General features: G+C 72.3%; 26 protein-coding genes and 1 pseudogene. 6 read left to right on the plus strand and 21 right to left on the minus strand.

The features are described from left to right. Positions 1-2: 2 nt before the first annotated feature. Positions 3-1,025 (minus strand): aspartate carbamoyltransferase catalytic subunit, encoded by a 1,023-nt coding sequence (locus tag AC07AB_RS21310; protein WP_478569170.1) that lies wholly within the window; start codon positions 1,023-1,025, stop codon positions 3-5. A 110-nt stretch (positions 1,026-1,135) separates the two neighbouring features. Continuing rightward, positions 1,136-1,744 carry a bifunctional pyr operon transcriptional regulator/uracil phosphoribosyltransferase PyrR gene (gene pyrR, locus AC07AB_RS21315; protein WP_478569172.1) on the minus strand — a complete coding sequence of 203 codons (609 nt, stop codon included), beginning with the start codon at positions 1,742-1,744 and terminating at the stop codon, positions 1,136-1,138. A 196-nt stretch (positions 1,745-1,940) separates the two neighbouring features. Between pyrR and bldD the strand changes: the two genes are divergently transcribed. Further along, complete coding sequence (gene bldD, locus AC07AB_RS21320; RefSeq protein WP_478569174.1) at positions 1,941-2,441, plus strand: transcriptional regulator BldD; 501 nt, start codon at positions 1,941-1,943, stop codon at positions 2,439-2,441. Positions 2,442-2,554: 113 nt separating this feature from the next. Here the strand turns inward: bldD and nusB are convergent, their stop codons facing one another. The 10 genes from nusB to mltG form a co-directional block, all read right to left on the minus strand. Next, the gene (gene nusB / locus AC07AB_RS21325; RefSeq protein WP_478569176.1) at positions 2,555-2,989 is read right to left on the minus strand and encodes a transcription antitermination factor NusB; all 435 of its coding nucleotides are present in this window, start codon (positions 2,987-2,989) and stop codon (positions 2,555-2,557) included. Between the two features lie 2 nt (positions 2,990-2,991). Beyond that, positions 2,992-3,558: an elongation factor P gene (gene efp / locus AC07AB_RS21330; RefSeq protein WP_478569178.1), complete on the minus strand. Its 567-nt coding sequence runs from the start codon at positions 3,556-3,558 to the stop codon at positions 2,992-2,994. Between the two features lie 48 nt (positions 3,559-3,606). Then, on the minus strand, positions 3,607-4,725 hold the full coding sequence (locus AC07AB_RS21335) for an aminopeptidase P family protein (RefSeq protein ID WP_478569180.1): 1,119 nt from the start codon (positions 4,723-4,725) through the stop codon (positions 3,607-3,609). 74 nt (positions 4,726-4,799) lie between these two features. After that, entirely contained in the window at positions 4,800-5,684 is an 885-nt protein-coding gene (locus AC07AB_RS21340) for an AAA family ATPase (protein WP_478569182.1), read from the minus strand. A gap of 137 nt (positions 5,685-5,821) precedes the next feature. Next, positions 5,822-6,301, minus strand: coding sequence for a type II 3-dehydroquinate dehydratase (gene aroQ, locus AC07AB_RS21345; RefSeq protein ID WP_478569242.1), 480 nt, complete (start codon positions 6,299-6,301; stop codon positions 5,822-5,824). 5 nt (positions 6,302-6,306) lie between these two features. Further along, the gene (aroB, locus tag AC07AB_RS21350; RefSeq protein WP_478569184.1) at positions 6,307-7,398 is read right to left on the minus strand and encodes a 3-dehydroquinate synthase; all 1,092 of its coding nucleotides are present in this window, start codon (positions 7,396-7,398) and stop codon (positions 6,307-6,309) included. Positions 7,399-7,449: 51 nt separating this feature from the next. Beyond that, positions 7,450-7,974 carry a shikimate kinase gene (locus tag AC07AB_RS21355; protein ID WP_478569186.1) on the minus strand — a complete coding sequence of 175 codons (525 nt, stop codon included), beginning with the start codon at positions 7,972-7,974 and terminating at the stop codon, positions 7,450-7,452. Continuing rightward, positions 7,971-9,155, minus strand: a complete 1,185-nt coding sequence (aroC, locus tag AC07AB_RS21360; RefSeq protein ID WP_478569188.1) for a chorismate synthase — start codon at positions 9,153-9,155, stop codon at positions 7,971-7,973. The genes AC07AB_RS21355 and aroC overlap by 4 nt, the downstream gene beginning before the upstream one ends. Before the next feature lie 157 nt (positions 9,156-9,312). After that, positions 9,313-10,185, minus strand: a complete 873-nt coding sequence (locus AC07AB_RS21365) for a shikimate dehydrogenase (protein ID WP_478569190.1) — start codon at positions 10,183-10,185, stop codon at positions 9,313-9,315. After that, the gene (gene mltG / locus AC07AB_RS21370) at positions 10,185-11,720 is read right to left on the minus strand and encodes an endolytic transglycosylase MltG (RefSeq protein ID WP_478569192.1); all 1,536 of its coding nucleotides are present in this window, start codon (positions 11,718-11,720) and stop codon (positions 10,185-10,187) included. Before mltG ends, AC07AB_RS21365 begins: the two co-directional genes overlap by 1 nt. Before the next feature lie 21 nt (positions 11,721-11,741). Here mltG and AC07AB_RS21375 point away from each other — a divergent pair, with 21 nt between their 5' ends. Continuing rightward, positions 11,742-11,975 carry a hypothetical protein gene (locus AC07AB_RS21375; protein ID WP_478569194.1) on the plus strand — a complete coding sequence of 78 codons (234 nt, stop codon included), beginning with the start codon at positions 11,742-11,744 and terminating at the stop codon, positions 11,973-11,975. A 288-nt stretch (positions 11,976-12,263) separates the two neighbouring features. On the opposite strand, the gene ruvX is transcribed toward AC07AB_RS21375, so the two are convergent. Genes ruvX through AC07AB_RS21395 form a run of 4 tightly spaced genes read right to left on the minus strand, consistent with a single transcriptional unit; the run spans position 12,264 to position 16,181 of the window. After that, positions 12,264-12,728, minus strand: a complete 465-nt coding sequence (ruvX, locus tag AC07AB_RS21380) for a Holliday junction resolvase RuvX (RefSeq protein WP_478569196.1) — start codon at positions 12,726-12,728, stop codon at positions 12,264-12,266. 5 nt (positions 12,729-12,733) lie between these two features. Continuing rightward, complete coding sequence (gene alaS, locus AC07AB_RS21385) at positions 12,734-15,403, minus strand: alanine--tRNA ligase (protein ID WP_478569198.1); 2,670 nt, start codon at positions 15,401-15,403, stop codon at positions 12,734-12,736. Then, positions 15,403-15,732 carry a DUF6167 family protein gene (locus AC07AB_RS21390; RefSeq protein WP_478569200.1) on the minus strand — a complete coding sequence of 110 codons (330 nt, stop codon included), beginning with the start codon at positions 15,730-15,732 and terminating at the stop codon, positions 15,403-15,405. The genes alaS and AC07AB_RS21390 overlap by 1 nt, the downstream gene beginning before the upstream one ends. An 8-nt stretch (positions 15,733-15,740) precedes the next feature. Further along, positions 15,741-16,181, minus strand: coding sequence for a DUF948 domain-containing protein (locus AC07AB_RS21395; RefSeq protein ID WP_478569202.1), 441 nt, complete (start codon positions 16,179-16,181; stop codon positions 15,741-15,743). Between the two features lie 188 nt (positions 16,182-16,369). On the opposite strand from AC07AB_RS21395, the pseudogene AC07AB_RS21400 reads away from it, so the two are divergent. After that, positions 16,370-18,578 (plus strand): annotated as a pseudogene (locus AC07AB_RS21400) (ATP-binding protein). 20 nt (positions 18,579-18,598) lie between these two features. On the opposite strand, the gene rpsD reads toward AC07AB_RS21400, so the two are convergent. After that, the gene (gene rpsD / locus AC07AB_RS21405) at positions 18,599-19,210 is read right to left on the minus strand and encodes a 30S ribosomal protein S4 (RefSeq protein ID WP_478569204.1); all 612 of its coding nucleotides are present in this window, start codon (positions 19,208-19,210) and stop codon (positions 18,599-18,601) included. A 55-nt stretch (positions 19,211-19,265) separates the two neighbouring features. Between rpsD and AC07AB_RS21410 the strand changes: the two genes are divergently transcribed. After that, positions 19,266-20,147 carry a DUF2470 domain-containing protein gene (locus AC07AB_RS21410; RefSeq protein ID WP_478569206.1) on the plus strand — a complete coding sequence of 294 codons (882 nt, stop codon included), beginning with the start codon at positions 19,266-19,268 and terminating at the stop codon, positions 20,145-20,147. Between the two features lie 100 nt (positions 20,148-20,247). On the opposite strand, the gene AC07AB_RS21415 is transcribed toward AC07AB_RS21410, so the two are convergent. Genes AC07AB_RS21415 through AC07AB_RS21430 form a run of 4 tightly spaced genes read right to left on the minus strand, consistent with a single transcriptional unit; the run spans position 20,248 to position 24,382 of the window. Continuing rightward, entirely contained in the window at positions 20,248-21,636 is a 1,389-nt protein-coding gene (locus AC07AB_RS21415) for a replication-associated recombination protein A (RefSeq protein WP_478569208.1), read from the minus strand. A gap of 55 nt (positions 21,637-21,691) precedes the next feature. Next, a complete protein-coding gene (locus AC07AB_RS21420) occupies positions 21,692-22,342 on the minus strand; it encodes a vitamin K epoxide reductase family protein (protein ID WP_478569210.1) in 651 nt (216 codons plus the stop codon). 59 nt (positions 22,343-22,401) lie between these two features. Then, on the minus strand, positions 22,402-23,661 hold the full coding sequence (hisS, locus tag AC07AB_RS21425; protein ID WP_478569212.1) for a histidine--tRNA ligase: 1,260 nt from the start codon (positions 23,659-23,661) through the stop codon (positions 22,402-22,404). Positions 23,662-23,671: 10 nt separating this feature from the next. Beyond that, positions 23,672-24,382 carry an MBL fold metallo-hydrolase gene (locus tag AC07AB_RS21430; RefSeq protein WP_478569214.1) on the minus strand — a complete coding sequence of 237 codons (711 nt, stop codon included), beginning with the start codon at positions 24,380-24,382 and terminating at the stop codon, positions 23,672-23,674. Positions 24,383-24,533: 151 nt separating this feature from the next. Here AC07AB_RS21430 and AC07AB_RS21435 point away from each other — a divergent pair, with 151 nt between their 5' ends. Then, a complete protein-coding gene (locus tag AC07AB_RS21435) occupies positions 24,534-25,355 on the plus strand; it encodes a peptidylprolyl isomerase (RefSeq protein ID WP_478569216.1) in 822 nt (273 codons plus the stop codon). Positions 25,356-25,598: 243 nt separating this feature from the next. Then, a complete protein-coding gene (locus AC07AB_RS21440) occupies positions 25,599-26,828 on the plus strand; it encodes a DUF349 domain-containing protein (protein WP_478569218.1) in 1,230 nt (409 codons plus the stop codon). The last annotated feature ends 128 nt before the right edge of the window (positions 26,829-26,956 follow it).

Raw genomic sequence — 26,956 nt, forward strand, 5'->3', positions numbered from 1 at the left:
GGTTACTCGGTCTCCTCGGTGCGGGCGGTGTTCGGAGGGGTGGTGGGGGCAGGGGCGCCGCCGAGCAGCAGGTACAGGACGGCCATCCGGATGGAGACGCCGTTGGCGACCTGCTCGACCGCGGTGCAGCGGACGGAGTCGGCGACCTCGGCGGTGATCTCCATGCCGCGGTTCATCGGGCCGGGGTGCATGACGATGGCGTGCTCGGGCATCCGGGCCATCCGCTCGCCATTGAGGCCGTAGCGGCGTGCGTACTCACGCTCGGTGGGGAAGAACGCGGCGTTCATGCGCTCGCGCTGCACTCGCAGCATCATCACGGCGTCGGACTTGGGCAGCACCGCGTCGAGGTCGTAGGAGACCTCGCAGGGCCACTGCCCGACGCCGATCGGGATCAGCGTGGGCGGCGCGACCAGGGTGACGTGGGCGCCGAGCGTCGTCAGCAGATGGACGTTGGAGCGGGCGACCCGGCTGTGCAGGATGTCCCCGACGATCGTGATGCGCCGTCCGGCCAGGTCGCGGCCGGTGCCATCGCCCGGCCCCCGGTGGTTGGTCGGGCCGCCGTCGGCCGCGCCCGCGAGGTGGCGGCGCATGGTGAAGGCGTCGAGCAGCGCCTGGGTGGGGTGTTCGTGCGTACCGTCGCCGGCGTTGACGACGGAGCCGCCGATCCAGCCGGAGGTGGCGAGGCGGTGCGGCGCGCCGGAGTCGTGGTGGCGGATGACGACGGCGTCGGCGCCCATCGCCTCCAGGGTCAGCGCGGTGTCCTTGAGCGACTCGCCCTTGGAGACCGAGGACCCCTTGGCCGAGAAGTTGATGACGTCGGCGGAGAGCCGCTTGGCGGCGGCCTCGAAGGAGATGCGGGTGCGGGTCGAGTCCTCGAAGAAGAGGTTGACGACGGTCCGGCCGCGCAGCGTGGGCAGCTTCTTGATCGGCCGGTCCGCGACCCGGGCCATCTCCTCGGCGGTGTCGAGGATCCGTACGGCGTCGTCGCGGGTGAGGTCGGCGGCCGAGATGAGGTGACGATCCATCCGGGTACTCCGTGGGTGCTAAAGGCGTGCGTGGGTACGGGCAGGGCGGGCGGGAGCAGGCAGACGGAGCCGCGGACCCCGGCCGTGCCGGGTCCGCGGGGGCGTCCGCGCTACCGCTCGCCGCCGGCCTGGGGGGTGGGCTTGACGCCGAGGAGCACGCTGTCGCGGCCGTCCTCCTCGGTGAGCTGCACCTTGACCGTCTCCCGCAGCGACGTGGGGAGGTTCTTGCCGACGTAGTCGGCGCGGATCGGGAGTTCGCGGTGGCCGCGGTCGACGAGGACCGCGAGCTGGACGGCGCGCGGGCGGCCGATGTCACCGAGCGCGTCGAGCGCGGCGCGGATGGTGCGGCCGGAGAAGAGCACGTCGTCGACGAGGATCACCAGGCGTCCGTCGACGCCGTCACCGGGGATCTCGGTGCGGGCGAGGGCGCGGGCCGGGCGGAGCCGCAGGTCGTCGCGGTACATGGTGATGTCGAGGGAGCCGACCGGCATCTTCCGGCCGGTGATCTCTTCGAGCTTGGCGGCCAGCCGGTCGGCGAGGAAGACGCCGCGGGTGGGGATGCCGAGCAGCACCACGTCATCGGCGCCCTTGGCGCGTTCGACGATCTCGTGGGCGATGCGGGTGAGGACCCGCGCGATGTCCGGGGCCTCCAGCACTGGGCGTGCCGGTTCCGGGCTGCCGGTGTCCGAACCGGTGAAGTTCGGGCTGTTGGTGTCCATGGGAAACGGACCTCCTTCTCCGCCTCACGGGACGGACCTTAAAGGACGTCGGGTTTACGCCATTCACGTTACCAGGGTCGTGCGGGGCTGACGTCAACACCCCTGACGGGGGACGGCATGGACCGTTCGGCTTGACGAAGTCAGATTACGCTGCGTAACCTCACAGTGAGTTACCAGTCTTCGTCCGGGGAGCTTTATGTCCAGCGAATACGCCAAACAGCTCGGAGCCAAGCTTCGCGCCATCCGCACCCAGCAGGGCCTCTCGCTGCACGGCGTCGAGGAGAAGTCCCAGGGCCGTTGGAAGGCCGTGGTGGTCGGTTCGTACGAGCGCGGCGACCGAGCCGTCACCGTGCAGCGCCTGGCCGAGCTGGCCGACTTCTACGGCGTCCCGGTGCAGGAACTGCTGCCCGGCACCACGCCCGGCGGAGCCGCCGAGCCGCCGCCGAAGCTGGTGCTCGACCTGGAGCGGCTGGCCCACGTGCCGGCCGAGAAGGCCGGCCCCCTCCAGCGGTACGCGGCCACGATCCAGAGCCAGCGCGGCGACTACAACGGCAAGGTGCTGTCGATCCGCCAGGACGACCTGCGCACCCTCGCCGTCATCTACGACCAGTCGCCCTCGGTGCTGACCGAGCAGCTGATCAGCTGGGGCGTGCTCGACGCCGACGCGCGCCGTGCCGTGCAGAACGAGGACCTCTGAGGCCCCTGCGGCCTTCGACCGTCTCACCGCCTCACTGCAGAAACGTGCCGCCGCCCTCGGCGGAACCCCTTCCGGGTTCCGCCGAGGGCGGCGGTCCTGCATGTGCTGCCGCTCTACCGCGGATCGCGCCGCAGGCTCGGCTTGAGCTCCTTGAAACGGCCGAGAAGACCGTTGACGAACGCGGGCGAATCATCGGTGGAGAACTCCTTGGCGAGCTGCACCGCCTCGTCGATCGCCACCGCGTCCGGCGTCTCGTCCTCCCAGACCAGCTCGTACGTACCGAGCCGCAGGATGTTCCGGTCGACCACCGGCATCCGGTCGAGCGTCCAGTCGACCGCATAGGTGGCGATCAGCTCGTCGATGCGGGGCGCGAACTCCGCGTATCCCTCGACGAGCTGCATCGTGTACTCGGTGACCGGCGGCTGCCGGTCGTCCGAGCGGGAATGCCGTACCCAGTCCGCGAGCACGTTCTGCACGGACGTACCGCGCTGGTCGGCCTCGAAGAGGATCTGGAAGGCGCGCTTGCGGGCCTTGTTACGGGCAGCCACGGTTAGCTGTTCACCCGACCGAGGTACTCGCCGGAGCGGGTGTCGACCTTGATCTTCTCACCGGTGGTGATGAAGAGCGGGACCGCGATCTCGTAACCGGTCTCCAGCTCGGCGGGCTTGGAGCCGCCGGTGGAGCGGTCGCCCTGCACACCGGGCTCGGTGTACTTGATGACGAGCTCGACGGAGGCCGGCAGCTCGATGTAGAGGGGGTTCTCCTCGTACACCGCGACGACGGCGTCGAAGCCCTCAAGGAGGTAGTTGGCGGCGTCGCCGACGACCTCCGGAGCGATGAAGATCTGGTCGTAGGTCTCCGTGTCCATGAACACGAAGTTTTCGCCGTCCTTGTACGAGTACTGCATGCCGCGCTTGTCGACATTGGCCGTCTCGACCTTGGTACCGGCGTTGAACGTCTTGTCGACGACCTTGCCGGAAAGCACGTGCTTCAGCTTGGTGCGCACAAAGGCGGGGCCCTTGCCGGGCTTGACGTGCTGGAACTCGACGACGGACCAGAGCTGGCCCCCGTCGAGCTTGAGCACCAGGCCGTTCTTGAGGTCGTTCGTGGATGCCACGGTTGCGGAATCTCCTGGACTGAAGCTGGTGGAACCAGAAGGTGCGCGCTAGAGCGCGAGCAGCTCCTTGGTCGTAATGGTGAGTAGCTCGGGGCCGCCGTCCGCCTCGGGGCGGACGACGAGCGTGTCATCGATCCGGACACCACCCCGTCCCGGGAGGTGGACCCCCGGTTCGACGGTGACCGGCACGCAGGCATCCAGTTTACCCATGGCCGAAGGCTCCAGCCGAGGGTCCTCGTCAATTTCGAGCCCCACCCCGTGCCCGGTACGGGCTTCGAGCCCCTCACCATAGCCCGCGGCCTGCAATACCTGGCGGGCGGCCCGGTCCACATCCCGGCACGCCACACCCGGTGCGAGGGCCTCCCGGCCCGCCCGCTGCGCCGCGAACACCAGCTCGTACAGCTCGATCTGCCAGGACGCCGGGGACGTGCCGATGACGAAAGTACGGCCGATCTCACAGCGGTAGCCGCCGTAGTCGGCGCCCATCCGGACGCTGAGGAAATCCCCCTCCTCCACCCGGCGGTCCGTCGGCGGATGGTCCGGCGAGCCCGAGTTCGGCCCCGCGCCCACCGAGGTCGCGAAGGCCGGCCCGGCCGCGCCGTGGTCCACGAGGCGGCGCTCCAGCTCCAGTGCCAGATGCCGTTCGGTGCGGCCGACCAGGATCGATTCGAGGAGTTCGCCGAGCGCCTGGTCGGTGATCTCCGCGGCGATGCGCAGACAGGAGATCTCCTCCTCGTCCTTGACGACCCGCTGCTGCTCCACGGCGCGGCCGAGGTCGGCCAGGCGCAGCCCCGGCACGACCGAGCTCACCGCCCGGTACTGGGCGACGCTCAGATGGTGCTCCTCGACGGCGAGCGAGCCGGTGCCGGCCGCCGCGGCGCGGGCCGCGGCGGCGACGGCGGGGTCCGCGTCCGGGGCGGGCAGGACGGCGACCCGCAGCCCCTCGGCGGGCCGGCCGGCGGGCCGCGGGTCGCCGAAGGGGTCCTGGGGGCACATCAGGAGGTCGTGGTCGCCGCCCGGCGGGCCGAGGAGGAGGGCCGCGCCGGGCGGCGCGCCACCGGCCAGATAGCGGACGTTGGCGGGACGGGACACCAGGACGGACTCGCTGCCGGCGGCGGCGCACCGGTCGCGCAGACGGGTGCGTCGGGCCTCGTACACCTCGGACATGCGCCGAGCCTACGATCACTGGCCCGGGACGGCCGGTTCAGCGCGTCCGACCGGGCGGCGGCCCGTCGCGTGGGCTACCAGCTGGGCGGGGAGGCCAGTGAGCGGGCCACCACGTCGTCCAGGAGGCGGGCGGTGGTCGCCACATCCTGCTGGGTGTTGTCGATGATGGGCAGCCCGGAGCCGTACCAGCCGGCCATCCGGCCGTGGATGCGGGCGACCTCCTCGTCGCTGAGGCGGCGGTTGCCGGACCGGGCGGCGTTGCGCTCCAGGACGACCTCCAGGCCGGGCAGCAGGACGACGGGGAGCAGGCCGGGGCCGACGTGGCGCTTCCAGCCGCCGAGGCCGACGACGGGGCGGTCCGGGAAGACGGCGTCGTCCAGGACGCAGGAGATGCCGTTGGCGAGGAAGTTCCGGGCGGCGAAGCCGCAGGTGCGGCGCGCGAGCCGGTACTGGGCCTCGGAGTGGTCGTTCCATCCGGACTGGGGGTCGGCGAAGCCCGACCGCACCCATTCGCGGACGTCGTCGAGGCTGATGTGGGCCGTGGGCACCCGCCGGGTGTCCGCCCAGTGGCGCGCCACGGTGGTCTTGCCCGCCCCGGCCGGGCCGATCAGCAGCACCGCCACGGCGGCGTGCGCGGCGTCCGCCGCGGCCGTGCCGGGTCCGGTGCCGGGCACCGCCACCGGCGCGCCGGGCGGGAGCTGGACGTGGCCGGTCGGCTCGGCCGGCGGCTGATGGACCGGCGGCCCGCCGAGCGGGGCCTCCCAGCCGGGCGCGGCCGGGGGCGCGGGTGCTGCGGGAGGCGCCGGTACGGCCGGGGGCGCGCCGGGCGGCGGTACGTGCCCGCCGGGGCCCGCGACCGGGCCGGGCGACGGGGCGGGGTGTGCCGCGTTCCCGTGCCCGCCGACGCCCGTTCCGTGCCCGGGGGCCGGCGGCTCCGGCGCTCCCACTGCGTGCTGCATTCCGGTGGCACTCCGTCTCGTGCGGGCGTCTGGCGCCGTGTCAAGCGGCCGCGAGGCCGGGCCGGTACCGGAGAGTACCCGCCCCGGCCACCGGAGTGTGAACGGCCCAGGGGCCCGGAGCGTGCCCGCGTACGCCGTCAGCCTGCGAGTTCGTCGGCGAGGGCGCGCAGCGCGAGGCGGTACGAGCCGATGCCGAACCCCGCGACGGTGCCGCTGGCGACGGCCGCGATGACGGAGTTGTGCCGGAACTCCTCGCGGGCGTGCGGGTTGGAGATGTGCACCTCGATCAGGGGCGCGGTGCGCTGGGCCGCCGCATCGCGCATTCCGTACGAATAGTGCGTGAAGGCCCCGGGGTTGATGACCACCGGAAGGCGTCCGTCCGCTGCCTCGTGCAGCCAGCGGATCAGCTCCCCCTCGTCGTTGGTCTCGCGGACGTCCACCTCGAAGCCGAGCTCGGCGCCCAGCGTGGCGCACGCCTCGACGAGACCCGCGTAGGAGGTCGCGCCGTAGACGTCGGGCTCGCGGGAGCCGAGGCGGCCGAGGTTGGGGCCGTTGAGGACCAGCACCCGGCGCGGGCCCGTACGGTCGGCAGCCCCCGAGCCGCTCCCGCCGCTCATCCCGCTCACGCCGCGATCTCGGCGTGTGCCGCCAGCAGCATCGCCGGGTCCGGGCCCTCCAGCACGGTCGGCCTGGCCAGCCCGTCGAGCACGATGAAGCGCAGCAGGTCGCCGCGCGACTTCTTGTCGACCTTCATGGTCTCCAGCAGCTTGGGCCACTGGTCGCCGCGGTAGGTCACCGGCAGCCCGACCGACTCCAGGACCGCGCGGTGCCGGTCGGCGGTGGCGTCGTCCAGCCGCCCGGCGATCCGGCCGAGTTCGGCGGCGAAGACCATGCCGACGGAGACGGCCGCGCCGTGCCGCCAGTTGTAGCGCTCGTTCTTCTCGATCGCGTGGGCGAGGGTGTGCCCGTAGTTGAGGATCTCGCGCAGGCCGGACTCCTTGAGGTCCGAGGAGACCACCTCGGCCTTGACGCGGATGGAGCGCTCGACGAGTTCGGCGGTGTGCGGGCCGCCGGGGGTGCGGGCCGCCTCCGGGTCTCCCTCGATCAGGTCGAGGATGGCCGGATCGGCGATGAACCCCGCCTTGATGATCTCGGCGAGGCCGCTGACGTAGTCGTGCACGGGCAGCGAGTCCAGCGCGGCGAGGTCGCAGAGCACCCCGGCCGGCGGGTGGAAGGCGCCGACGAGGTTCTTGCCCTCGGCGGTGTTGATCCCGGTCTTGCCGCCGACCGCCGCGTCGACCATGCCCAGCACGGTGGTGGGCACCGCGAGCCAGCGCACGCCGCGCAGCCAGGTCGCGGCGACGAAGCCCGCGACGTCCGTGGTGGCGCCGCCGCCGACGCCGACGATGACGTCGGTGCGGGTGAAGTTGGTCTGGCCGAGCGCCTTCCAGCAGTACGCCGCGACCTCGACGGTCTTGGCCTCCTCGGCGTTCGGCAGCTGGATCGCGATGGCCTCGTAGCCTTGGGCGGCCAGGTCCTCGCGCAGCACCGCACCGGTCTCGGCGAGCGCCTCGGGGTGCAGGATCGCGACGCGCTTGGCCGCGGAGCCGATCAGCGAGGGCAGTTCGCCCAGCAGCTGCCGGCCGACCAGGACCTCGTACGGTGCGCTGCCCGCGCTGCCGGCGACCTGGATACGGGTGGGTGCCTCGGTCATACGTTCCTCACTGCGTACTGCCTCGTGCCCGCGGCCGGGTACGGCCGTGGATCAGTCCTTGGGAGCATCGCTCAGCTCCAGGGCGTCGAGGACCGCCTCGGCGACGTCCTCGGGGGTGCGGCCTTCGGTGGTGACGACCGCGCGGGCGACCTCGGTGTAGAGCGGACGGCGCACGTCCATCAGCTCGCGCCAGCGCTGCCGCGGGTTGACGGCGAGCAGCGGGCGCGGGGCGTCCAGGCCCACCCGGCGCACGGCGTCGGCGAGGGAGACGTCGAGGAAGACGACCGGCAGCCCGGCGAGCAGGGCGCGGGTCCCCTCGTCCATGATCGCGCCGCCGCCGAGGGAGAGCACGCCGCCGTGGCCGGCGACGGCGGCGCGTACGGCCGCCCGCTCCAGCTCACGGAAGTGCGGCTCGCCCTCGTCGATGAAGATCTCCGCGATCGGCTTGCCGGCCGTCCGCTCGATGTCGGCGTCGGTGTCCCGGTAGCCGGTGCCGAGCCGCTCGGCGACGAGCGCGCCGGCGGTGGACTTGCCGGCCCCCGGCGGGCCCACGATGACCACGGCGGGCGGCGTCACTTGATGGCCAGGGCGTCGAGGAAGCTCCGCACGTTGCGGCGGGTCTCCGGCACGCTGTCGCCGCCGAACTTCTCCACCAGCGCGTCGGCCAGCACCAGCGCGACCATCGCCTCGGCGACGATCCCGGCGGCCGGCACCGCGCACACGTCGGAGCGCTGGTGGTGGGCCTGGGTGGCCTCGCCGGTGGCGACGTCCACGGTGGCCAGGGCGCGGGGCACGGTCGCGATCGGCTTCATCGCGGCCCGTACGCGCAGCAGCTCGCCGGTGGACAGGCCGCCCTCGGTGCCGCCGGAGCGGCCGGAGGTGCGGCGGATGCCCTCGTCGGTGGAGACGATCTCGTCGTGCGCCTGCGAGCCGGGCACCCGTGCCAGGTCGAAGCCGTCGCCGACCTCGACGCCCTTGATGGCCTGAATGCCCATCAGGGCGCCGGCGAGGCGCGCGTCGAGGCGGCGGTCCCAGTGCACATGGCTGCCGAGCCCCACCGGCACGCCGTAGGCGAGCACCTCGACGACGCCGCCGAGCGTGTCGCCGTCCTTGTGGGCCTGGTCGATCTCGGCGACCATCGCCTCGCTCGCGGCCGGGTCCAGGCAGCGCACCGGGTCGGCGTCGAGCCGCTCGACGTCGGAGGGCTCGGGGACGACGCCGTACGGGGCCTTGGCCGCGGCCAGCTCCACGACGTGCGAGACGATCTCGATGCTGGCCGTCTCCTTGAGGAAGGAGCGGGCCACCGCGCCGAGCGCGACACGGGCCGCGGTCTCGCGGGCGGAGGCGCGCTCCAGGATCGGACGGGCCTCGTCGAAGCCGTACTTCTGCATGCCGGCGAGGTCCGCGTGGCCGGGGCGGGGCCGGGTCAGCGGCGCGTTGCGGGCCAGCTCGGCGAGCACGTCGGGGTCGACCGGGTCGGCCGCCATGACCTGTTCCCACTTGGGCCACTCGGTGTTGCCGACCATGACCGCGACGGGCGAGCCGAGGCTCAGGCCGTGCCGGACGCCGCCGAGGAAGGTCACCTCGTCGCGCTCGAACTTCATGCGCGCGCCGCGGCCGTAGCCCAGCCGCCGCCGCGCCAGGGCGTCCGCCACCATGTCCGTGGTGATCGGCACGCCGGCCGGAAGGCCCTCCAGCGTCGCCACCAGTGCGGGGCCGTGCGACTCCCCCGCCGTCAGCCAGCGCAACCTGCTCAACGGTGCTCCTCTTGCTCGCGCCTCGGACGTAGGTCGGCGCGGCCCGGTGCGCGGCCCTGGCCCGCCGCCCCCGATCCTCCCATGGTTCGCGAGGCGGTCCGGACGCCGGTCCGGAGCGTGGACCGGCGGCGTCGCGGCCGTGCCTCGCGGTGACGGCTCAGGCGGTACGGGCCGCCAGCGCCGACTCGCCCGCGGCGCGCATGGCGGCCAGCGGCCCCGGGGCCCGGCCGGTCATCAGCTCGACCTGGAGTACGGCCTGGTGGATGAGGAGGTCCAGGCCGCCGATGACGGCGCCGCCGCGGGCCGCCCAGGCCGCGGCGAGCGGCGTCGGCCACGGTTCGTACAGGACGTCGAAGAGGGTGCCCGCGCCGTTCGGGACGGCGCCGGCGAGCGCGTCCGCGGTGCCGGCCGGGGTGGTCGCGATGACGAGCGGCGCGGTGAGGGCCGCCGCGGCGTCCGCCCAGTCGGCGGTGCGCACGGGCACCCCGAGCCGCTCCCCCCACTCCCGCATCTCGGCGGCGCGGGCCGCGCTGCGCACGTACACGGTGACGTCGCCCGCGCAGATCCGGGCGAGCGCCGCCAGCGCGGCGGAGGCGGTGGCTCCGGCGCCCAGCACGGCGGCGCTCCCGACCCGCTCGACGCCGCGTTCGCGCAGCGCGGCGACCATCCCGGGGATGTCGGTGTTGTCGCCGAGCAGCCGGCCGTCGGCGGTGCGGACGACGGTGTTGACGGCCTCGACGGAGGCCGCGGTGTCGCTGACCTCGTCCAGCAGGGGCAGGACCGCGCGCTTGAGCGGCATGGTCAGCGACAGCCCGGCCCAGGCGGCGTCGAGCGGTTCCACGAAGGCGGGGAGCCCCGCCTCGGTCACCTCGAAGCTGTCGTACGTCCAGTCGGTGAGGCCGAGCTCCGCGTACGCGGCGCGGTGCAGCACCGGCGAGAGCGAGTGGGCGATCGGCGAGCCGAGGACGGCCGCCCGACGGCCCTGCCGCCCGTTCTTTCCGCTCCGGTCCCGGTTCTGCTCGTCCGTCATCATGCGCCGTTCTTGTGTTTCTGGTTCGCGTTGAACTCCTGCACGAGCTTGTCGTGTTCTGGGAGGGTCTTAGCGAACTTGGTGACCTTGCCGTCGATGGCGACGAAGTAGTACCAGTCCCCCGGCTCCGGGTCCATCGCCGCTTCCACGGCGTCGCTGCCCGGGTTGCCGATCGGGCCGGGCGGCAGCCCCTTGACGTAGTACGTGTTGTACGGGTGCTGGAAGGCCCGGAGTTTCTGGGGACTCAGATTGATCCTGCTCTGATCCGTCGCGTAGTTGTACGTCGAGTCGAATTCCAGCTTGCCGTTCGTCTCGCTGTTGGTGGGCTTGAGGCGGTTGTAGACGACGCGCGACATCTTGCGGAAGTCGTCGTGCGTCATGCCCTCGGCCTGCACCAGGCTGGCCACCGTGATGAGCTGGAGCGGCGATTTGAGACCCAGCTCGCCGGCCTTGCCCTCCAGGTCGTACTTGGCGTACCGGCTCTTGGCGCGGCTGACCATCTCCCGCAGCACGTCCGCGGGCTTGGCGCCCTTGCTGACGCTGTACTGCGAGGGGAAGAGGAAGCCCTCCAGCGGGTCCTTCATCTCCGGGTCGCCGCCGGCCCAGTCGGGCAGCCCGAGGTTCTTGGCCTCGCTCTTGGCGACGTCCTTGGTCGTACCGTCCTTGAGGCCGAGCTTCTTGTCGATCGCGGCGTAGACCTGGACGTTGCGCCTGCCCTCGGGGATGGTGAGAGCGTTGCGGGTCTTGGGGTCCGTCATCATCGCCACGGCCGCCGCGCCCGACATCTCCTTGCGCAGGGTGTAGGCGCCCGCCTGGAGGGTCTTGCCTCTGGGGTTCTTGCCGACGGCCTCGGTGAAGGCGCCGACGCTCTTCACGACGCCCTTCTCCTTGAGCACCCGGCCCATGTCGATCCCGCTCGCGCCCGCCGGAATCTCGACCTGGACCTCGCCGGTGCCCTCGCCCGGGAAGTCGGGCGCGGTACCGAAGTGGCTCTGCCAGAACCGGTAGGCGAAATAGCCGCCCCCGCCGACGCCGCCGACCAGCACCACGACGACGACCATGCAGGCCATGCCGGAGCGGCGCTTGGTCTTCTTGCCGCGGCGCTCGCGGTCGCCGCGGCCCTCCTCTGCGTCCTTCCCGGACTTCCCGGACTGCCCGGACTTCCTTGACTTCCCGCCCTTCCCGGACTTCTCATCCGGGTCGTCGTCGCCGCGGCCCGAGAAGAAGGGGTGCTCGTCGGGGCCGTCCGGCTCCGCGTCCCACTCCTCGACCTGCTCGGGGACCTGCGGCTGGGCCTGGGTCCGCTCCAGCGGGTTCTCCGGCTGCTCCCCCTGCTCCCGCTGCGCCGACTGGTCCACGGGCGGCTGCTGGGGCTCCTGCTGGGGCGCGGGCGCCTGCTGGGGCGCGTACTGCTGCTGCCCCTCCCGCAGGTGCTGCGGCTGCGGCGGCGGGTACGCGTCCTGGGTGCCGTAGTAGTCCGGGTGCCCGCCGCCGTAAGGGTCGACGGGCTGGTTGTACGGATCCTGGGGGTTCATCCCGTACTGGACGGGCGCCCCTTGCAGGGGATCCCAGCCGTACTGCTGATGCGGGTCCGTGAACTGCTGGACCTCGTATGGCTGATTCTGGTACTGCTGGTTCTGGTACTGCTGATCCTGCTGCTGCCCGTACCCCGGAAACTGCTGGCCCTGATACGGCTGACCGGGGTACTGCTGCTGGTGATCGGGGTACTGCTGCTGTCCGTACTGCTGGGGGTGTTGCTGCTCGTACTGCTGGTACTGCGGGTGCTGTGACTGATCCGCGTACTGCTGCGGATGACCGCCGTAGGGGTCCTGCCGGCCGTCGTACGGTCCCTGGGTGCCCGTCGGCTGATGCCCGCTGTACCCCTGGTCCCCGTAGAGGGGGTCCTCGGGGTGCCACGGTTGGGGCTCAGGACCCCGGCCATACTCAGTCATCGATCCCCTAGAGCCGCGTGTCGGCCGCCGGCCGGCGCTCCATAGAGCTGGCTACCGGCCGCCTGGTTCCTGTACGGCCGGCGTTCGAACGACTGCCGTTTCGCGCGGAACGTTACCGTACCTCCATCAGTCGGCCACTTCTACGCCCTCCCCGGGCGCCTCCCCCGAGGTCCGTTCGGTCTCCAGCGCGTTCTGCAGGATGATCACCGCGGCCGCCTGGTCGACGACGGAACGGCCCTTCTTCGCGTTGACTCCGGACGCGCGCAGCCCTTGCGCCGCCGTGACCGTGGTCATCCGCTCGTCCACCAGCCGGATCGGCACCGGGGCGACGCGCACCGCCAGCTCCCGGGCGAACGCCCGCACCTTGGCCGCGGCCGGCCCCTCCCCGCCCTTCAGGGAGCGGGGCAGGCCCAGGACGACCTCGATCGGCTCGTACTCACCGACGAGGGCCACGAGCCGCCGGTACGCCGCCGGGAGGTCCCGCCCCGGCACGGTCTCGACCGGTGTGGCCAGGACCCCGTCGGGGTCGCACGAGGCGACCCCGATCCGGGCGTCCCCGACGTCGACGGCGATGCGTCTGCCGCGCCGCACGGCGCTCAGGCCGCTTCGGCGACGAGGCGCTCGACGGCGGCGATGGCCTCGTCGACCGCTTCGGGGTTCTGGCCGCCGCCCTGGGCGACGTCCGGCTTGCCGCCGCCGCCCCCGCCGAGCGTCTTGGCGGCCGTACGGACCAGGTCGCCGGCCTTGAGGCCGCGCTCGCGGGCGGCGTCGTTGGTGGCGATGACGGTCAGCGGCCGGCCGGCCGCGACGGTGAACAGGGCCACGACGGCCGCCCGGCCGCCCTGGATGCGGCCGCGCACGTCGAGGACGAGCTTGCGCAGGTCGTCCGCGGAGGTGCCGTCGGGCACCCGCGCGGCGGCCAGCGCCACCCCGCGTACATCCTTGGCGCCCTCGGCCAGCCCGGCGGCGGCCTGGAGGACCTTCTCGGCGCGGTACCGCTCGATCTCCTTCTCCGCGTCCTTGAGCTTGGCGAGCATGCCGGAGATCTTCTCCGGCAGCTCCTCCGGGCGCCCCTTGACCAGGTCGGTCAGCTGGGCGACGACGGTGTGCTCGCGGGCGAGGAAGTTGTAGGCGTCCGCTCCGACCAGCGCCTCGACGCGGCGCACGCCGGAGCCGATGGAGGACTCGCCGAGCAGCTTCACCAGGCCGAGCTGGGCGGTGTTGTGCACATGGGTGCCGCCACACAGCTCCTTGGAGAAGTCGCCGATGGTCACCACCCGCACCCGCTCGCCGTACTTCTCGCCGAACTCGGCGATGGCGCCCTGCTTCTTGGCGTCGTCGATGCTCATGACCTCGGCCTGGACGTCGAGTTCGCGCGAGAGCACGTCGTTGATCCGCTGCTCCACGTCGGTGAGGACCGTGCCGGGCACGGCGTTGGGCGAGCCGAAGTCGAAGCGGAAGCGGCCGGGCGAGTTCTCCGAGCCGGCCTGGGCGGCGGTCGGGCCGAGGGCGTCGCGCAGCGCCTGGTGGGTCAGGTGCGTGGCGCTGTGGGCGCGCGCGATGGCGCGGCGGCGCTTGACGTCGATGACGGCGAGCGCGGGGGCGCCGACCACGACCTCGCCGACCTGGACGACGCCCTTGTGGACGTGGACGCCGGGCACCGGCTTCTGGACGTCGCGGACCTCGATCACGGCCCCGGTCTCCAGCCTGATGCGGCCGGTGTCGGCGAGCTGGCCGCCGCCCTCGGCGTAGAACGGGGAGCGGTCGAGGATGACCTCGACCTCGTCGCCCTCGGCGGCGGCGGGCGAGGGCACGCCGCCGACGAGCAGGCCGACGACGGTCGACTCGTTCTCGGTGGCGGTGTAGCCGGTGAAGTCGGTCACGCCGGAGTTGTCGGCGATCTCGCGGTAGGCGGAGAGGTCGGCGTGGCCGGTCTTCTTGGCCTTGGCGTCGGCCTTGGCCCGCTCCCGCTGCTCCTTCATCAGGCGGCGGAACCCGTCCTCGTCCACGGAGAGGCCCTGTTCGGCGGCCATCTCCAGGGTGAGGTCGATCGGGAAGCCCCAGGTGTCGTGGAGCAGGAACGCCTTCTCGCCGGCCAGCGTTCGGCCGCCGGCGGCCTTGGTCTCGGTGACGGCGGTGTCGAGGATGTTGGTGCCGCCCTTGAGGGCCTTGAGGAAGGCGGCCTCCTCGGCGAGGGCGACGGTCTCGATGCGCTTACGGTCCGTCAGCAGCTCGGGGTACTGCCGGCCCATCGTCTTGAGGACGGTGTCCACCAGCTCGGCGGCGACCGGCTCGGTGGCGCCGAGCAGCCGCATGTTGCGGATGGCGCGGCGCATGATGCGGCGCAGCACGTAGCCGCGGCCCTCGTTGCCGGGGGTGACGCCGTCGCCGATGAGCATGACGGATGTACGGAGGTGGTCGGCGACCACGCGCAGCGAGACGTCCGAGCCGGAGTCGGCGCCGTAGGCCACGCCGGTCAGCTCGGTGGCCTTGTCCATGACGACGCGCAGGGTGTCGGTCTCGTACATGTTCCGCACGCCCTGCAGGATCATCGCGAGGCGTTCGAGGCCGAGGCCGGTGTCGATGTTCTGGCTGGGCAGGTCCCCGAGGATCGGGAAGTCCTCCTTGCCGTCGCCGGCGCCGCGCTCGTACTGCATGAAGACCAGGTTCCAGATCTCCACGTAGCGCTCGTCGTTGACGGCCGGGCCGCCCTCGGGGCCGAACTCGGGGCCGCGGTCGTAGTTGATCTCGGAGCAGGGGCCGCAGGGTCCGGGGACGCCCATGGACCAGTAGTTCTCCGTCTTGCCGAGGCGCTGGATGCGCTCGGCGGGGACGCCGACGACATCCCGCCAGATCCGCTCGGCCTCGTCGTCGTCGAGGTAGACGGTGATCCAGAGCTTCTCGGGGTCCAGGCCGTAGCCGCCGTCCGCCACGGAGCTGGTCAGCAGCTCCCAGGCGAACGTGATGGCGCCTTCCTTGAAGTAGTCGCCGAAGGAGAAGTTGCCGCACATCTGGAAGAAGGTGCCGTGCCGGGTGGTCTTGCCGACCTCTTCGATGTCCGGGGTGCGGACGCACTTCTGCACGCTGGTGGCGCGCTGCCAGGGGGCCTTGACCTCGCCGAGGAAGTACGGCTTGAAGGGGACCATGCCCGCGGGGACCAGGAGGAGTGTCGGGTCGTCCGCGATCAGCGACGCCGACGGCACGACATGGTGCCCACGCTCCTCGAAGAAGCGCAGCCAGCGGCGGCGGATTTCAGCCGACTCCATCAGTGGTCCTCATTCCGGTTGTACGGGTACTTCGTCTGCTGCTGGTCCAGGGCGGCGAACCCGCGCCGCGCGGGGAGCGCCTGCGGCTCGGGGCCGCCGGGCGGGGCGCTCAGGCCGAGCGCGTCCTTGAGGGCCGCCTCCCGGTCCGCCATGCCGTCGCGCACGTCGAGGGCGAAGAGCTTGGCCTTCCGGCCGGCGATGACGGCGCGGTCGGCCGCCTGCATGGCCAGGCTCTCCGGGGTGAGCTGGTTCAGCTTGCGGTTGACCTTGGCGGTGGCCCAGACGCCGGCGGCGACACCGGTCGTGAACCAGAAGGTGCGGCGGAACATTCCTCGGGTCAGCCTTTCCCACGGGTGCGGCGGCGGCTGCCGCGCCGGGCGGACGGCAGGCTCTTTCCGATGACGACGGTGCGCTCGGGCGCGGGCGCCGCGGCCGGCTTGCGGCCGATGGCGCGGCGGACGCCGTAGCCGAACGCGGCGACCTTGACCAGGGGGCCGCCGAACGCGGAGGAGACGGTCGAGGAGAGCGCGGAGGCGTTCGCGGTGACTTCCTGGACGTCCGCCGCGATCGAGTCGACGCGGGCGAGCTGGCTGTTGGCGGACCGTACGGTCGCGGACGCCTCGGACAGCAGCGGCACGGCCTGTTCGGAAACGTCCGAGACGAGTTTGGTGGTCGCCTTCAGGGTCTGCGCGAGCCTCACCAGCACCAGTGCGATGAAGGACACGAGGATCGCCCAGAAGACGGCCACGAGAATCCCGGCCACCTCTCCACCGGACACGTTGCACCGCTCCCTGCTGGTCGTAAACGTCGGGTACCGACCCTATCGCGCCGGGGCGAAGGGCCCGTACCGCATTACCGCCCGGTGCGCACCCGGAGAACCCCGGAGAACACGGACCGACCTGGGTCAACGGTCGTCGCGGCACAGGTGTTTACGGTCCGCATACCTATGAGTACGCTACGTGTCTCATGCGACGCTCTCCGCGCTCCGGGCTCTTCCCCGGCTCCAGCACCACGCACCCCAGCAGGCCGGGCAATCTGCCCGCGGAGCTCAACCGGTTCATCGGGCGGGAGGATGAACTGGCCGCGCTGACGCGGCAGTTGGACGAGGCGCGGCTGGTGACGGTGACCGGCGTCGGCGGGGTGGGCAAGACGCGTCTCGCCGCGCACGCCGCGGCGCGAGTGCAGGATCGCTTCTGCGACGGTGTGTGGCTGGTCGAGCTGTCCGCCCTCCACGACCCCGCGCTGGTGGACCACACGGTCGCGGAGGCGCTGGGGCTGGCCGACGCCACGGACCGCGCGCCGCGCGCCGCGCTCGCCGGCCATCTCTCCGACCGGCGGCTGCTGCTGGTGCTCGACGGCTGCGAGCAGTTCGTCGAGGAGTGTGCAGGGCTCGCCCGGGAGCTGCTGCGGCGCTCGCCGGGGCTGCGGGTGCTGGCGGTGGGCCGGCGGCCGCTGGACGTCGCGGGCGAGCGGCGCTTCCCGCTGGGGCCGCTGCCGGAGCCGGCCGCGGTCGCGCTGTTCGAGGACCGGGCGGGGGCCGTCGCCCCCGGGTTCGCGGCGCGGCCGGGGACCGCGGCCCGGGCCGCCGTCGCCGAGCTGTGCCGGCGGCTGGAAGGGATTCCGCTCGCGCTGGAGCTGGCGGCCGGCCGGCCGGCTCGGCGCGCTCTCCGTGGAGCAGGTGCTGCACCGCCTGGACGACCGCTTCGAGCTGCTGACCGGCGGGGCCCGCGGCGAGCTGCCGCGCCATCAGGCGCTGCGGACGGCCATCGGCTGGAGCCATGAGCTGTGCACGCCCCGGGAGCGGCTGCTGTGGGCGCGGCTCACCGTCTTCGCGGTCCACTTCGATCTGGAGGCGGCCGAGTACATCTGCTCGGGGCCGGATCTGCCGGAGCGCGAGGTGCTCGATGTGCTCACCGGGCTGGTCGCCCAGTCCGTGCTCAGCCGGGAGGAGCACCCGACGGGGGTCCGCTACCGGCTGCTGAACACCGTGCGGATGTACGGGGCGGGGTGGCTGGACTCGCTCGGGGACGCCGAGCGGATGCGCCGCCGGCACCGCGACTGGTACATGGGGCTGGCCACGTGGTGCGAGCTGGAGTGGTTCAGCCCCCGGCAGGCGGAGGTCGCGGCGCGCGTCGATGTGGAGCTGCCGAATCTGCGGGCCGCTCTGGAGTGCGGCCTGACGCAGGAGGACGCGCATCTGGGCCAGTATCTGGCGGGCACGCTGTGGTTCTTCTGGGTCGGCTGCGGGCGGCTGGCGGAGGGGCGGCTCTGGCTGGACCGCGCGCTGGAGCTGGACACCGGTCATGACGAGGCGCGGCTGAAGGCGCTGTGGGTGGCGGGCTATGTGTCGCTGCTCCAGGGGGACACGGTCGCCGCGCTCGGGGCGCTCCAGGAGTGCGGCGACGAGGCGGAGCGTACGGGCAGCGAGCCGGCCGGGGCGTACGCGCTGCACCGCATGGGGTGTCTCGCGCTGGTCTCCGACGACATGCCGCGCGCCGAGGAGCTGCTGCGGGCGGCGCTCGCGCGGTACCGCGAGATCGGCGAGCTGAACAGCAATGTGCTGATGGGCCAGGTCGAGCTGGCCATGGCGATCGCCTTCCAGGGCGATGTCGCGGGCGCGGTCGACCTGTGCCAGGAGGTCCGGGAGATCTGCGAGGACCACGGCGAGCGGTGGACCCTGGCCTACGCGCTGTACGTGCTGGGGTTCGCCGCCTGGACCCGCGGCGAGCCGGCCCGGGCCCGGGCGTTCCTGGAGGAGTGCCTGGTCATCGACCATGCCTTCAACGATCTGGTGGGCGCGGTGCTCGCGGTCGAGCTGCTGGCGCTGCTGGCCGCGGAGGGCGGCGATCCGGCGGAGGCCGCGGTGCTGCAGGGGGCGGCGGGGCGGATCTGGCGGTCGGTGGGGCTGCCGCTGTTCGGTTCGCGGTTCTTCAACGCGCCGCACGCGCTGTGCGAGGAGGCGGTGCGCCGGCGGATCGGCGCGGAGCGGTACGGGCGGCTGGTGCGCGAGGGGGCCGCGCTGGAGCCGGACGCGGCGGTGGCGCGGGCGCTGCGCGGCTGCCGGGCGAGGCCGGCGGCGGTGTCCGCCGCTCGCGGCGCGGTGGCGGCGGTGCCGCCGCCCACGCAGCAGCCCGCCGCCTCCCCCTCCGCGAGCGGCGGGGAGACGGCGGGCTGAGAGTGCTGCGGTCCGCTGGATCAGCGGGCGTAGTACTCAACGACGAGCTGCTCGTCGCAGATCACCGGGATCTCCTTGCGGTTGGGGTCCCGGTCCAGGCGGAAGGCCAGCGCCGGCAGGTTGACCTGCAGGTAGCGCGGGGTCTCGCCGTCGGTGTCGTAGCCACCCTCGCGCGCGACCTGGAAGGGGTGCTTCTCGCGGCTGCGCTCGCGGACCATCACGACGTCGTCGGGACGGACGCGGAAGGAGGGCTTGTCGACCTTGCGGCCGTTGACCTCGATGTGGCCGTGGACCACCATCTGGCGGGCCTGGTAGATCGTGCGGGCGATACCCGACCGCAGGACGAGCGCGTCCAGACGGCGCTCAAGCTCGACGATCAGGGCCTCGCCCGTCTTGCCATCGACCTTCCGAGCGCGGTCGTAGGCACGGGCCATCTGGCGCTCGCTGATGTCGTACTGAGCGCGCAGACGCTGCTTCTCCAGCAGGCGGACCTTGTAGTCACTGTTCTGCTTGCGGCCACGGCCGTGCTCGCCGGGCGGGTAGGGACGGGCCTCGAAGTACTTGACGGCCTTGGGCGTCAGCGCGATGCCGAGCGCGCGTGACTTCTTGACCTTGGGACGCGACTGGTTCACGTGGAACGGACCTCCGTGTAGGTTAGGTTAGGCTTACCTTAGCGGAGGAGAACGCATGTTTCGACCTGGGAGCCCCCTGCCCAGCACTGATAGCACCGAGTCGAGTCAGCCGCGTCCCGTAGAAGACGCCCAGCGGCCAGATGCCGCCGAGCGCGTACGCACCCTCGCCGAATCCAACGCTACGGCCTCTCTCTCGATTCCGGGAATCGAGGAGGGCCCGGAACCCTCTCTCGGGTCACTCGCGGCGCGAACTATCACCCCCGAGGGTGACGTGCTCCTGCTGCTTCCTGGCGACTCTCCGGCGGCCCGAGCCGCCGCGCACGCCCAGGACGACGATCTCGCCGCCGTGATGGAGATCACCGATGTGGCCCCTGTTTCGGTACCGCACCGCATCCGCGGACGCGCCTGGATCGCGGGCTGGCTCACGCCCGTACGCGGCGAGCAGCGGGCCGCCTACGCGATGCTGCTCGCCGAGCGCCACCCGGTCGGCGAGCTGCTGGGCATCGACGAGGCGCTCCAGCCGGAGCCCGTGCCGGGGCAGTACGGCCGGCCGGCCTGGACGCTGCTGCGGCTGGAGGTCGGCGAGGCGTGCGTGGACGACCTGTGGGGCGCGCAGAGCGTCGAGCCCGACGAGTTCGCCGCGGCCGTCGCCGACCCGCTCGTGGCCCACGAGGCGGACCTGCTCCAGCATCTGCACACCGCCCACGGCGACCAGGTGCGCGGGCTGTGCGGGCTGCTCGGCGAGCGCGCCGCCGGACTCTGCGGCACGCGCGACCGGGCCGTGCCGGTGGCCCTGGACCGCTTCGGGCTCCGGGTGCGCTTCACCGACCCCGCGGACCGTTCCTTCGACGCGCGGTTCGACTTCCCGGAGCCGGTGCGGGACGTCGCGGAGCTGCGGCGGGCCATGCACGCGCTCTTCGACGCCGCCGCCGGATAGGAACAGGGCGACGGGCGGCGGGGCCCGGCGGCGAAGGCCGCCGGGAAGGGCTCCGCGCCCCGGCTCGCGGGGGCCGGGAGCCGACGGCCCGCGGACGGCGTCAGCGCCCCTCGGGCGCGCCGTCCCCGGCGGACGGCGGCTGCTCCCCGCGCAGCCGCGCGCGGACCCGCTCCACCACGTCCGCGTACCGCGCCTCGGCGCCGTAGCGCGTCGGCTCGTAATAGCGCTTGCCGTGCACCGCGTCCGGCGCGTACTGCTGAGCGGCGATGCCGCCCGGCAGATCGTGCGGGTAGAGGTAGCCCTGCGCGTGGCCGAGCTTCTGGGCGCCCTTGTAGTGCCCGTCGCGCAGATGTGGCGGCACGGGGCCGGCGAGCCCGGCCCGTACGTCCGTGAGCGCCGCGTCGATCGCCAGATAGGCCGCGTTGGACTTCGGCGCGAGGGCGAGCGCGACCGTCGCCTGGCCGAGGATGATCCGCGCCTCCGGGAAGCCGATCAGGGCCACGGCCTGGGCGGCGGCCACGGTGGTCTGCAAGGCGCCGGGGTCGGCCAGACCCACGTCCTCGCTGGCCGAGATCATGAGCCGCCGCGCGATGAACCGGGGGTCCTCCCCCGCCTCGATCATGCGCGCCAGATAGTGCAGCGCCGCGTCCACGTCCGAGCCGCGGATGGACTTGATCAGCGCGCTGGCGACGTCGTAGTGCTGGTCGCCGTCGCGGTCGTACTTCACCGCCGCCCGGTCGACGGCGTCCTCCAGGGTCTCCAGCGTGATCTCGCCCTCGCCGTTGGCGATGGCCGAGCCAGCCCCCGCCTCCAGCGCGGTCAGCGCCCGGCGCGCGTCGCCGCCCGCGATGCGCAGCAGATGCGCCTCGGCGTCGGCGGGCAGGGTGACGGCGCCGCCCAGCCCCCGCTCGTCCGTGAGCGCCCGGTGCAGCAGGCCGCGCAGATCGTCGTCGGTCAGCGACTCCAGGGTCAGCAGCAGCGACCGGGAGAGCAGCGGGGAGATGATCGAGAAGTAGGGGTTCTCGGTGGTGGCCGCGATGAGGGTCACCCAGCGGTTCTCGACGGCGGGCAGCAGGGAGTCCTGCTGGGCCTTACTGAACCGGTGGATCTCGTCGAGGAAGAGCACGGTCTCCTTGCCGTACCCACCGGAAGCGCGGCGCGCGCCGTCGATGACGGCCCGCACCTCCTTGACGCCCGCGGTGATCGCGGACAGCTCCACGAACCGCTTGTTGGTGGCCTGGCTGACGACGTAGGCGAGCGTCGTCTTGCCGATGCCGGGCGGGCCCCAGAGGATCACCGAGGACGGCCCGGCCGGGCCGCCGCTCCCCTCGCCGACCAGGCGGCGCAGCGGCGAGCCCGGCTTCAACAGGTGCTGCTGGCCCACGACTTCGTCGAGGACGCGCGGGCGCATCCGGACGGCCAGCGGACTGCTGGAGGGCTCCCGCTCCTGGCGGTCCTCGGCGGCGGCGGTGAACAGGTCTGGTTCCACACCGAAACCCTATGCCACCCCACTGACAACGCCGTCGCACGGCGTTGACCTGCGATCAAGCGGTGCCACCGGTCCAGAACGACCACCACCGGGTGAGGATCAGCATGCCGATGACCCCGACCCAGAGCACCGGGACGACCCAGTGGAACTCCAGCAGGTTGCGGCGCAGCCCGGCCGGGAGCGGGATGAAGCCGTGCCGGATGTTGTTCAGGGTGACGTACCAGAACATGAAGATGGTGGCGACCCAGGCCAGGCAGCACCACAGGCAGAGCGAGCCGATGACGTACAGCGACTGGTACTGGAGCCAGGTCACGAAGCCGACGCCGAAGAGGCAGCCGACCTCGAACCCGATCCAGTACCAGCGGCGGTAGCGCGCGCCGGCCAGCAGCCCCAGCCCGATCGAGATCACGATGCCGTACGCGACCAGGCCCAGCATCGGGTTGGAGAACCCGAACGCCTTGGCCTGCCAGCTCTCCATGATGTTGCCGCAGGAGACGATCGGGTTGAGGCTGCAGCCGGGCGTGTAGGTGCGGCCGTCGACCTTGGCCTCAAGGATCTTGGTCTTGTCCAGCGTGATGACCCAGGCGGCCAGCAGCCCCATGGCGCCGGTGATCACGAGCGTGAGGGCGAACGCGCGGCTGCCGCCCACGGCGCCCGTGCCCGCCTCCTCGTCCGCTTCCGTGCGGTCAAGTGCCTCAGTCGTCATAGCGCCGTTCGTCCCGTCAGTCGGTCGTGGACCGCCCATTCTGCACCAGCCCCGGGCAATCAGCCCCGCTTGGCGAGCAGTTCACTCACAACGGTTTCGAACGCGACCGGCGCCTGTTCGCCGCTCTCCAGGTCCTTGAGCTGCACGACGCCCTCGGCGAGGTCCCGCTCCCCCGCCACCACGGCGTAGCGGGCGCCGGAACGGTTCGCCGACTTCATCGCGTTCTTCAGGCCCTTGCCGCCGTACGCGAAGTCCGCGGCGACCCCGGCCCGGCGCAACTCGGTGACCACCGCGAAGAGCGCCCGCCGGGCCTCCTCGCCGAGCGGCACCGCGAAGACCTCGGTGGCCGCGGGCAGTTCGAGCTCGACGCCCTCCGCCTGCAGCGCCAGGACCGTACGGTCGACGCCGAGCGCCCAGCCGACCGACGGCAGTTCCGGCCCGCCGATCATCTCGGAGAGGCCGTCGTAGCGGCCGCCGCCGCCGACCGCGGACTGCGAGCCGAGGCCGTCGTGGACGAACTCGAACGTGGTGCGGGTGTAGTAGTCCAGCCCGCGCACCAGCTTCTCGTCGTCCTCGAAGGCCACGCCCGCCGCCGTCAGCAGCTCGCGCACCCGCTCGTGGTACTCCTTGCACGCCTCGCACAGGTGGTCGCGGAGCATCGGCGCGCCCACGAGCTGCTGCTGCACCGCGTCGCGCTTGTCGTCGAGGACCCGCAGCGGGTTGATGTCGATGCGGCGGCGGGTCTCGTCGTCGAGGTCGAGGCCGCGCAGGAAGTCCTGGAGGGCCGCGCGGTAGGCCGGGCGGCACTCCTTGTCGCCCAGCGAGTTGAGCAGGATGCGGAAGTTCCGCAGTCCGAGCGACCGGTACGCGTCATGGGCCAGGATGATCAGCTCCGCGTCGAGCGCCGGGTCCTCGGCGCCCAGCGCCTCCGCGCCGACCTGCGAGAAGTGGCGGTAGCGCCCCTTCTGCGGCCGCTCGTAGCGGTAGTACGAGCCGGAGTACCAGAGCTTCACGGGGAGGCCGCCGCGGTGCAGATTGGCCTCCAGCGCCGCGCGCAGCACGGACGCGGTGCCCTCGGGGCGCAGCGCCAGTTCGCTGCCGCCCTTGGTGGTGAGGGTGTACATCTCCTTGGTCACGATGTCGGTGGACTCGCCGACACCGCGCGAGAAGAGCTCGACGCTCTCGAAGCCGGGCGTCTCGATATAGCCGTAGCCGGACCGCTTGAGCGGCGCGGAGATCGCCTCGCGGACCGCGAGGAACGCCGCGGAGTCCGGCGGGATCAGGTCGTACGTGCCCTTGGGGGCCTTGAAGGTGCTCACGGGAGAAGATTCACATTCCTCGTCGCGGAGCCGGCGTGTCGGCTCCGAGGCCGGCGGCCACATCCCGCAGGAACGGGTTGGTGGCGCGCTCGCGGCCGATGGTGGTCTGGGGGCCGTGGCCGGACAGCACCACGGTCGAGTCGTCGAGCGGCAGGCACACACGGGCCAGCGAGTCGAGCATCTCGGCGTGGTCGCCGCCGGGCAGGTCGGTGCGTCCGATGGAGCCGGCGAACAGGAAGTCGCCCGCGAAGAACACCGACGGCACGTCGGCGGTCTCGGGCGTCCTGAAGGTCACCGACCCCTTGGTATGGCCGGGCGCGTGCACGACGGAGAACTCCAGCCCGGCGAGGCGCAGCGCCGCGCCGTCCGTCAGCTCCTCCACGTCGTCCGGCTCCCCCACGGTCAGCTCGCCCATGAGCGGCTGCCCGATGGAGCGGCCCAGCGCCTTCTCCGGGTCGCTCATCATGTAGCGGTCCGCGGGGTGGATCCAGGCGGGGACGTCGTGGGCGCCGCAGACGGGGACGACCGAGGCGATGTGGTCGACGTGGCCATGGGTGAGGACGACGGCCACGGGCTTCAGCCGATGCTTGGCGAGTGCCTCCTCGACTCCCTGGGCCGCCTGGTGGCCCGGGTCGATGATCACGCACTCCTCGCCGGCGGCGGGGGCGACCAGATAGCAGTTGGTCCCCCAGGCCCCGGCGGGGAACCCGGCAATGAGCACGTTCGTCCTTAAATCGTCCGGAGGCAGATCACGAGGGAAGATCTCGGCTGCCCCAAAGCCTACCGGCGGCACTCCTGCCGCCGCGAACCCATATACCGTACGGCCAGGCTCAGGTCATGGCTGGTACGAGACGGCAGGAGGAGATGGCCCGGTGGTCAACAACGAGCAGCGGCGGCGGCAGCTTGCCCGGGAGAAGTTCGAGCGGCAGCAGAAGCGGCGCGAGGCGGCCCGGCGCAAAGCGCGCCGCCGCAATGTGGTGATCGCCTCGGGCCTCGCCGTGGTGCTGGCGGCGGGCGTCGCCGCGTACGCCTCGACGTCGCTGACCGACAGCGGTGACGGCAAGGGCGACAGCGTCGACACGGCCGCGTCCACCGGCTCCCCCAAGGCGGCCGATCCGTGCAAGGCGAAGCCCGCACCGGGCTCGCCCGCCACGGCGACGTGGAAGAAGGAGCCCGACATGTCCGTCGACACGTCGGCCTCGTACACGATGAAGCTCGGTACGACCTGCGGTGACATCGGACTGAAGCTCGACGCGAAGAACGCTCCGCACACGGTCAACTCCTTCAAGTTCCTCGCGGACAAGGGTTTCTTCGATCACACCAAGTGCCACCGGCTCACCACGAGCAATATCTACGTGCTCCAGTGCGGCGACCCGAAGGGCACCGGCAACGGCGGCCCCGGCTACACCCTGCCGGACGAGAACCTCAAGTCCCCCTCGCTCAAGGGCGGGGTCTACCCGGCCGGGACGGTGGCGATGGCCAACACCGGCAAACCGCACACCGGGGGCAGCCAGTTCTTCCTCGTCTACCAGGACAGCAAGCTGCCGCCGCAGTACACGCCGTTCGGGACGATCGACGCCGACGGCATGAAGGTCCTCAAGAAGATCGCCGCAGCGGGCGAGAATTCCGGCCGGGGGGACGGCGCCCCGAACGCCTCGGTGGTGATCAACAAGGCGGCGGTGACCAGCTCCTGACCCGCGCCCCACTGCCCGTACCGCGAAATTTCGGTCGCGCGAGCTACGGACAGCCGGGCCGCCGGTCGCCTATGTTGGCCTTGTGCAGGGTGCCTGCTCCGACGGCCGTCACCCTGCGAGGCGCATAACGAGAGCCGGCAACTTCAAGCCGTCGGACCGGTCAGGGCGCTGCCCGGCCGGAAGAAACTGTGGACGATGCCGGCGGGCCGCACGCCCGCCCCGGCATCATGTGGAGGAGGCGCTGTGAGCAGCGACCCATGGGGCCGCGTCGATGAGACGGGGACCGTGTACGTGCGTACCGCCGACGGCGAGCAGGTCGTCGGGTCATGGCAGGCGGGAACCCCCGAGGAGGCTCTCGCTTACTTCGAGCGCAAGTACGAGGGCCTGGTCGTCGAGATCGGCCTCCTCGAACGCCGGGTGCGGACCACCGACCTGTCGGCGAAGGACGCGACGACCGCCATCGACCATCTGCGCACGCAGCTCGACGAACACCATGTGGTCGGCGATCTGGACGCCCTGCGCAAGCGGCTCGACACGCTCGTGGCCGACGTCGACGCGCGGCGCGAGGAGCGCAAGGCCGCCAAGGCCCGGCAGTCCGACGAGGCCCGCGGCGCCAAGGAGGCGCTCGTCATCGAGGCCGAGGAGCTGGCCGAGAGCGAGCAGTGGCGGTCGGCCGGCGAGCGGCTGCGGGCCCTGGTCGACACCTGGAAGGGGCTGCCGCGCCTCGACCGCAAGACGGACGACGAGCTGTGGCACCGCTTCTCGCACGCCCGCTCGGCGTTCTCCAAGCGGCGCAAGGCGCACTTCGCCTCGCTGGACGCGCAGCGCGAGGAGGCCCGTAAGGCCAAGGAGAAGCTGGTCTCGGAGGCCGAGGCGCTCTCCAACTCCGCCGACTGGGGTCCGACGGCCGCCCGGTACCGCGAGCTGATGGCGGACTGGAAGGCCGCCGGGCGCGCCCAGCGTGAGGCCGAGGACGATCTGTGGAACCGCTTCCGCGGGGCGCAGGACGTCTTCTTCCACGCCCGCAGCGAGGTGTTCGCGGAGCGCGACGCCGAGCAGCAGGGCAACCTGACGCGCAAGGAGGAGCTGGTCATCGAGGCCGAGAAGCTCCTGCCGGTCGCGGACCTCAAGTCCTCCCGCGCCGCCTTCCGCTCGATCAACGAGCGCTGGGAGGCCATCGGCCACGTGCCGCGCGACGCCCGCCCCAAGATCGAGGGCCGGATGCACGCGGTGGAGCGCGCCCTTCAGGAGGCCGAGTCCACCGAGTGGCGCCGTACGAACCCCGAGGCGCGGGCCCGGGCGGCGGGGCTCACCGGCCAGTTGCAGTCGGCCGTGGACAAGCTCCAGGAGCAGGTCGACAAGGCGCGCACGGCGGGCAACACCGCCAAGGCCGACAAGCTCGCGAAGGAGCTCGGCGGCCGTCAGGCGCTGCTGGACCAGGCCCTCAAGGGCCTTGAGGAGTTCGGCGGCTGACGCCCGGCACCGGCTTACGGGGCGGGGGGGGGGGGGGGGGGGGGGGGGGGGGGGGGGGTCCTCCCTCCTCCCCCCCCCCCCTCCCTTTTCTCGCTCTTCTGCCCGCGAGCAGCGCAAGAAAACGCACA

The sequence above is a fragment of the Streptomyces sp. NPDC044033 genome, from assembly GCF_056434425.1.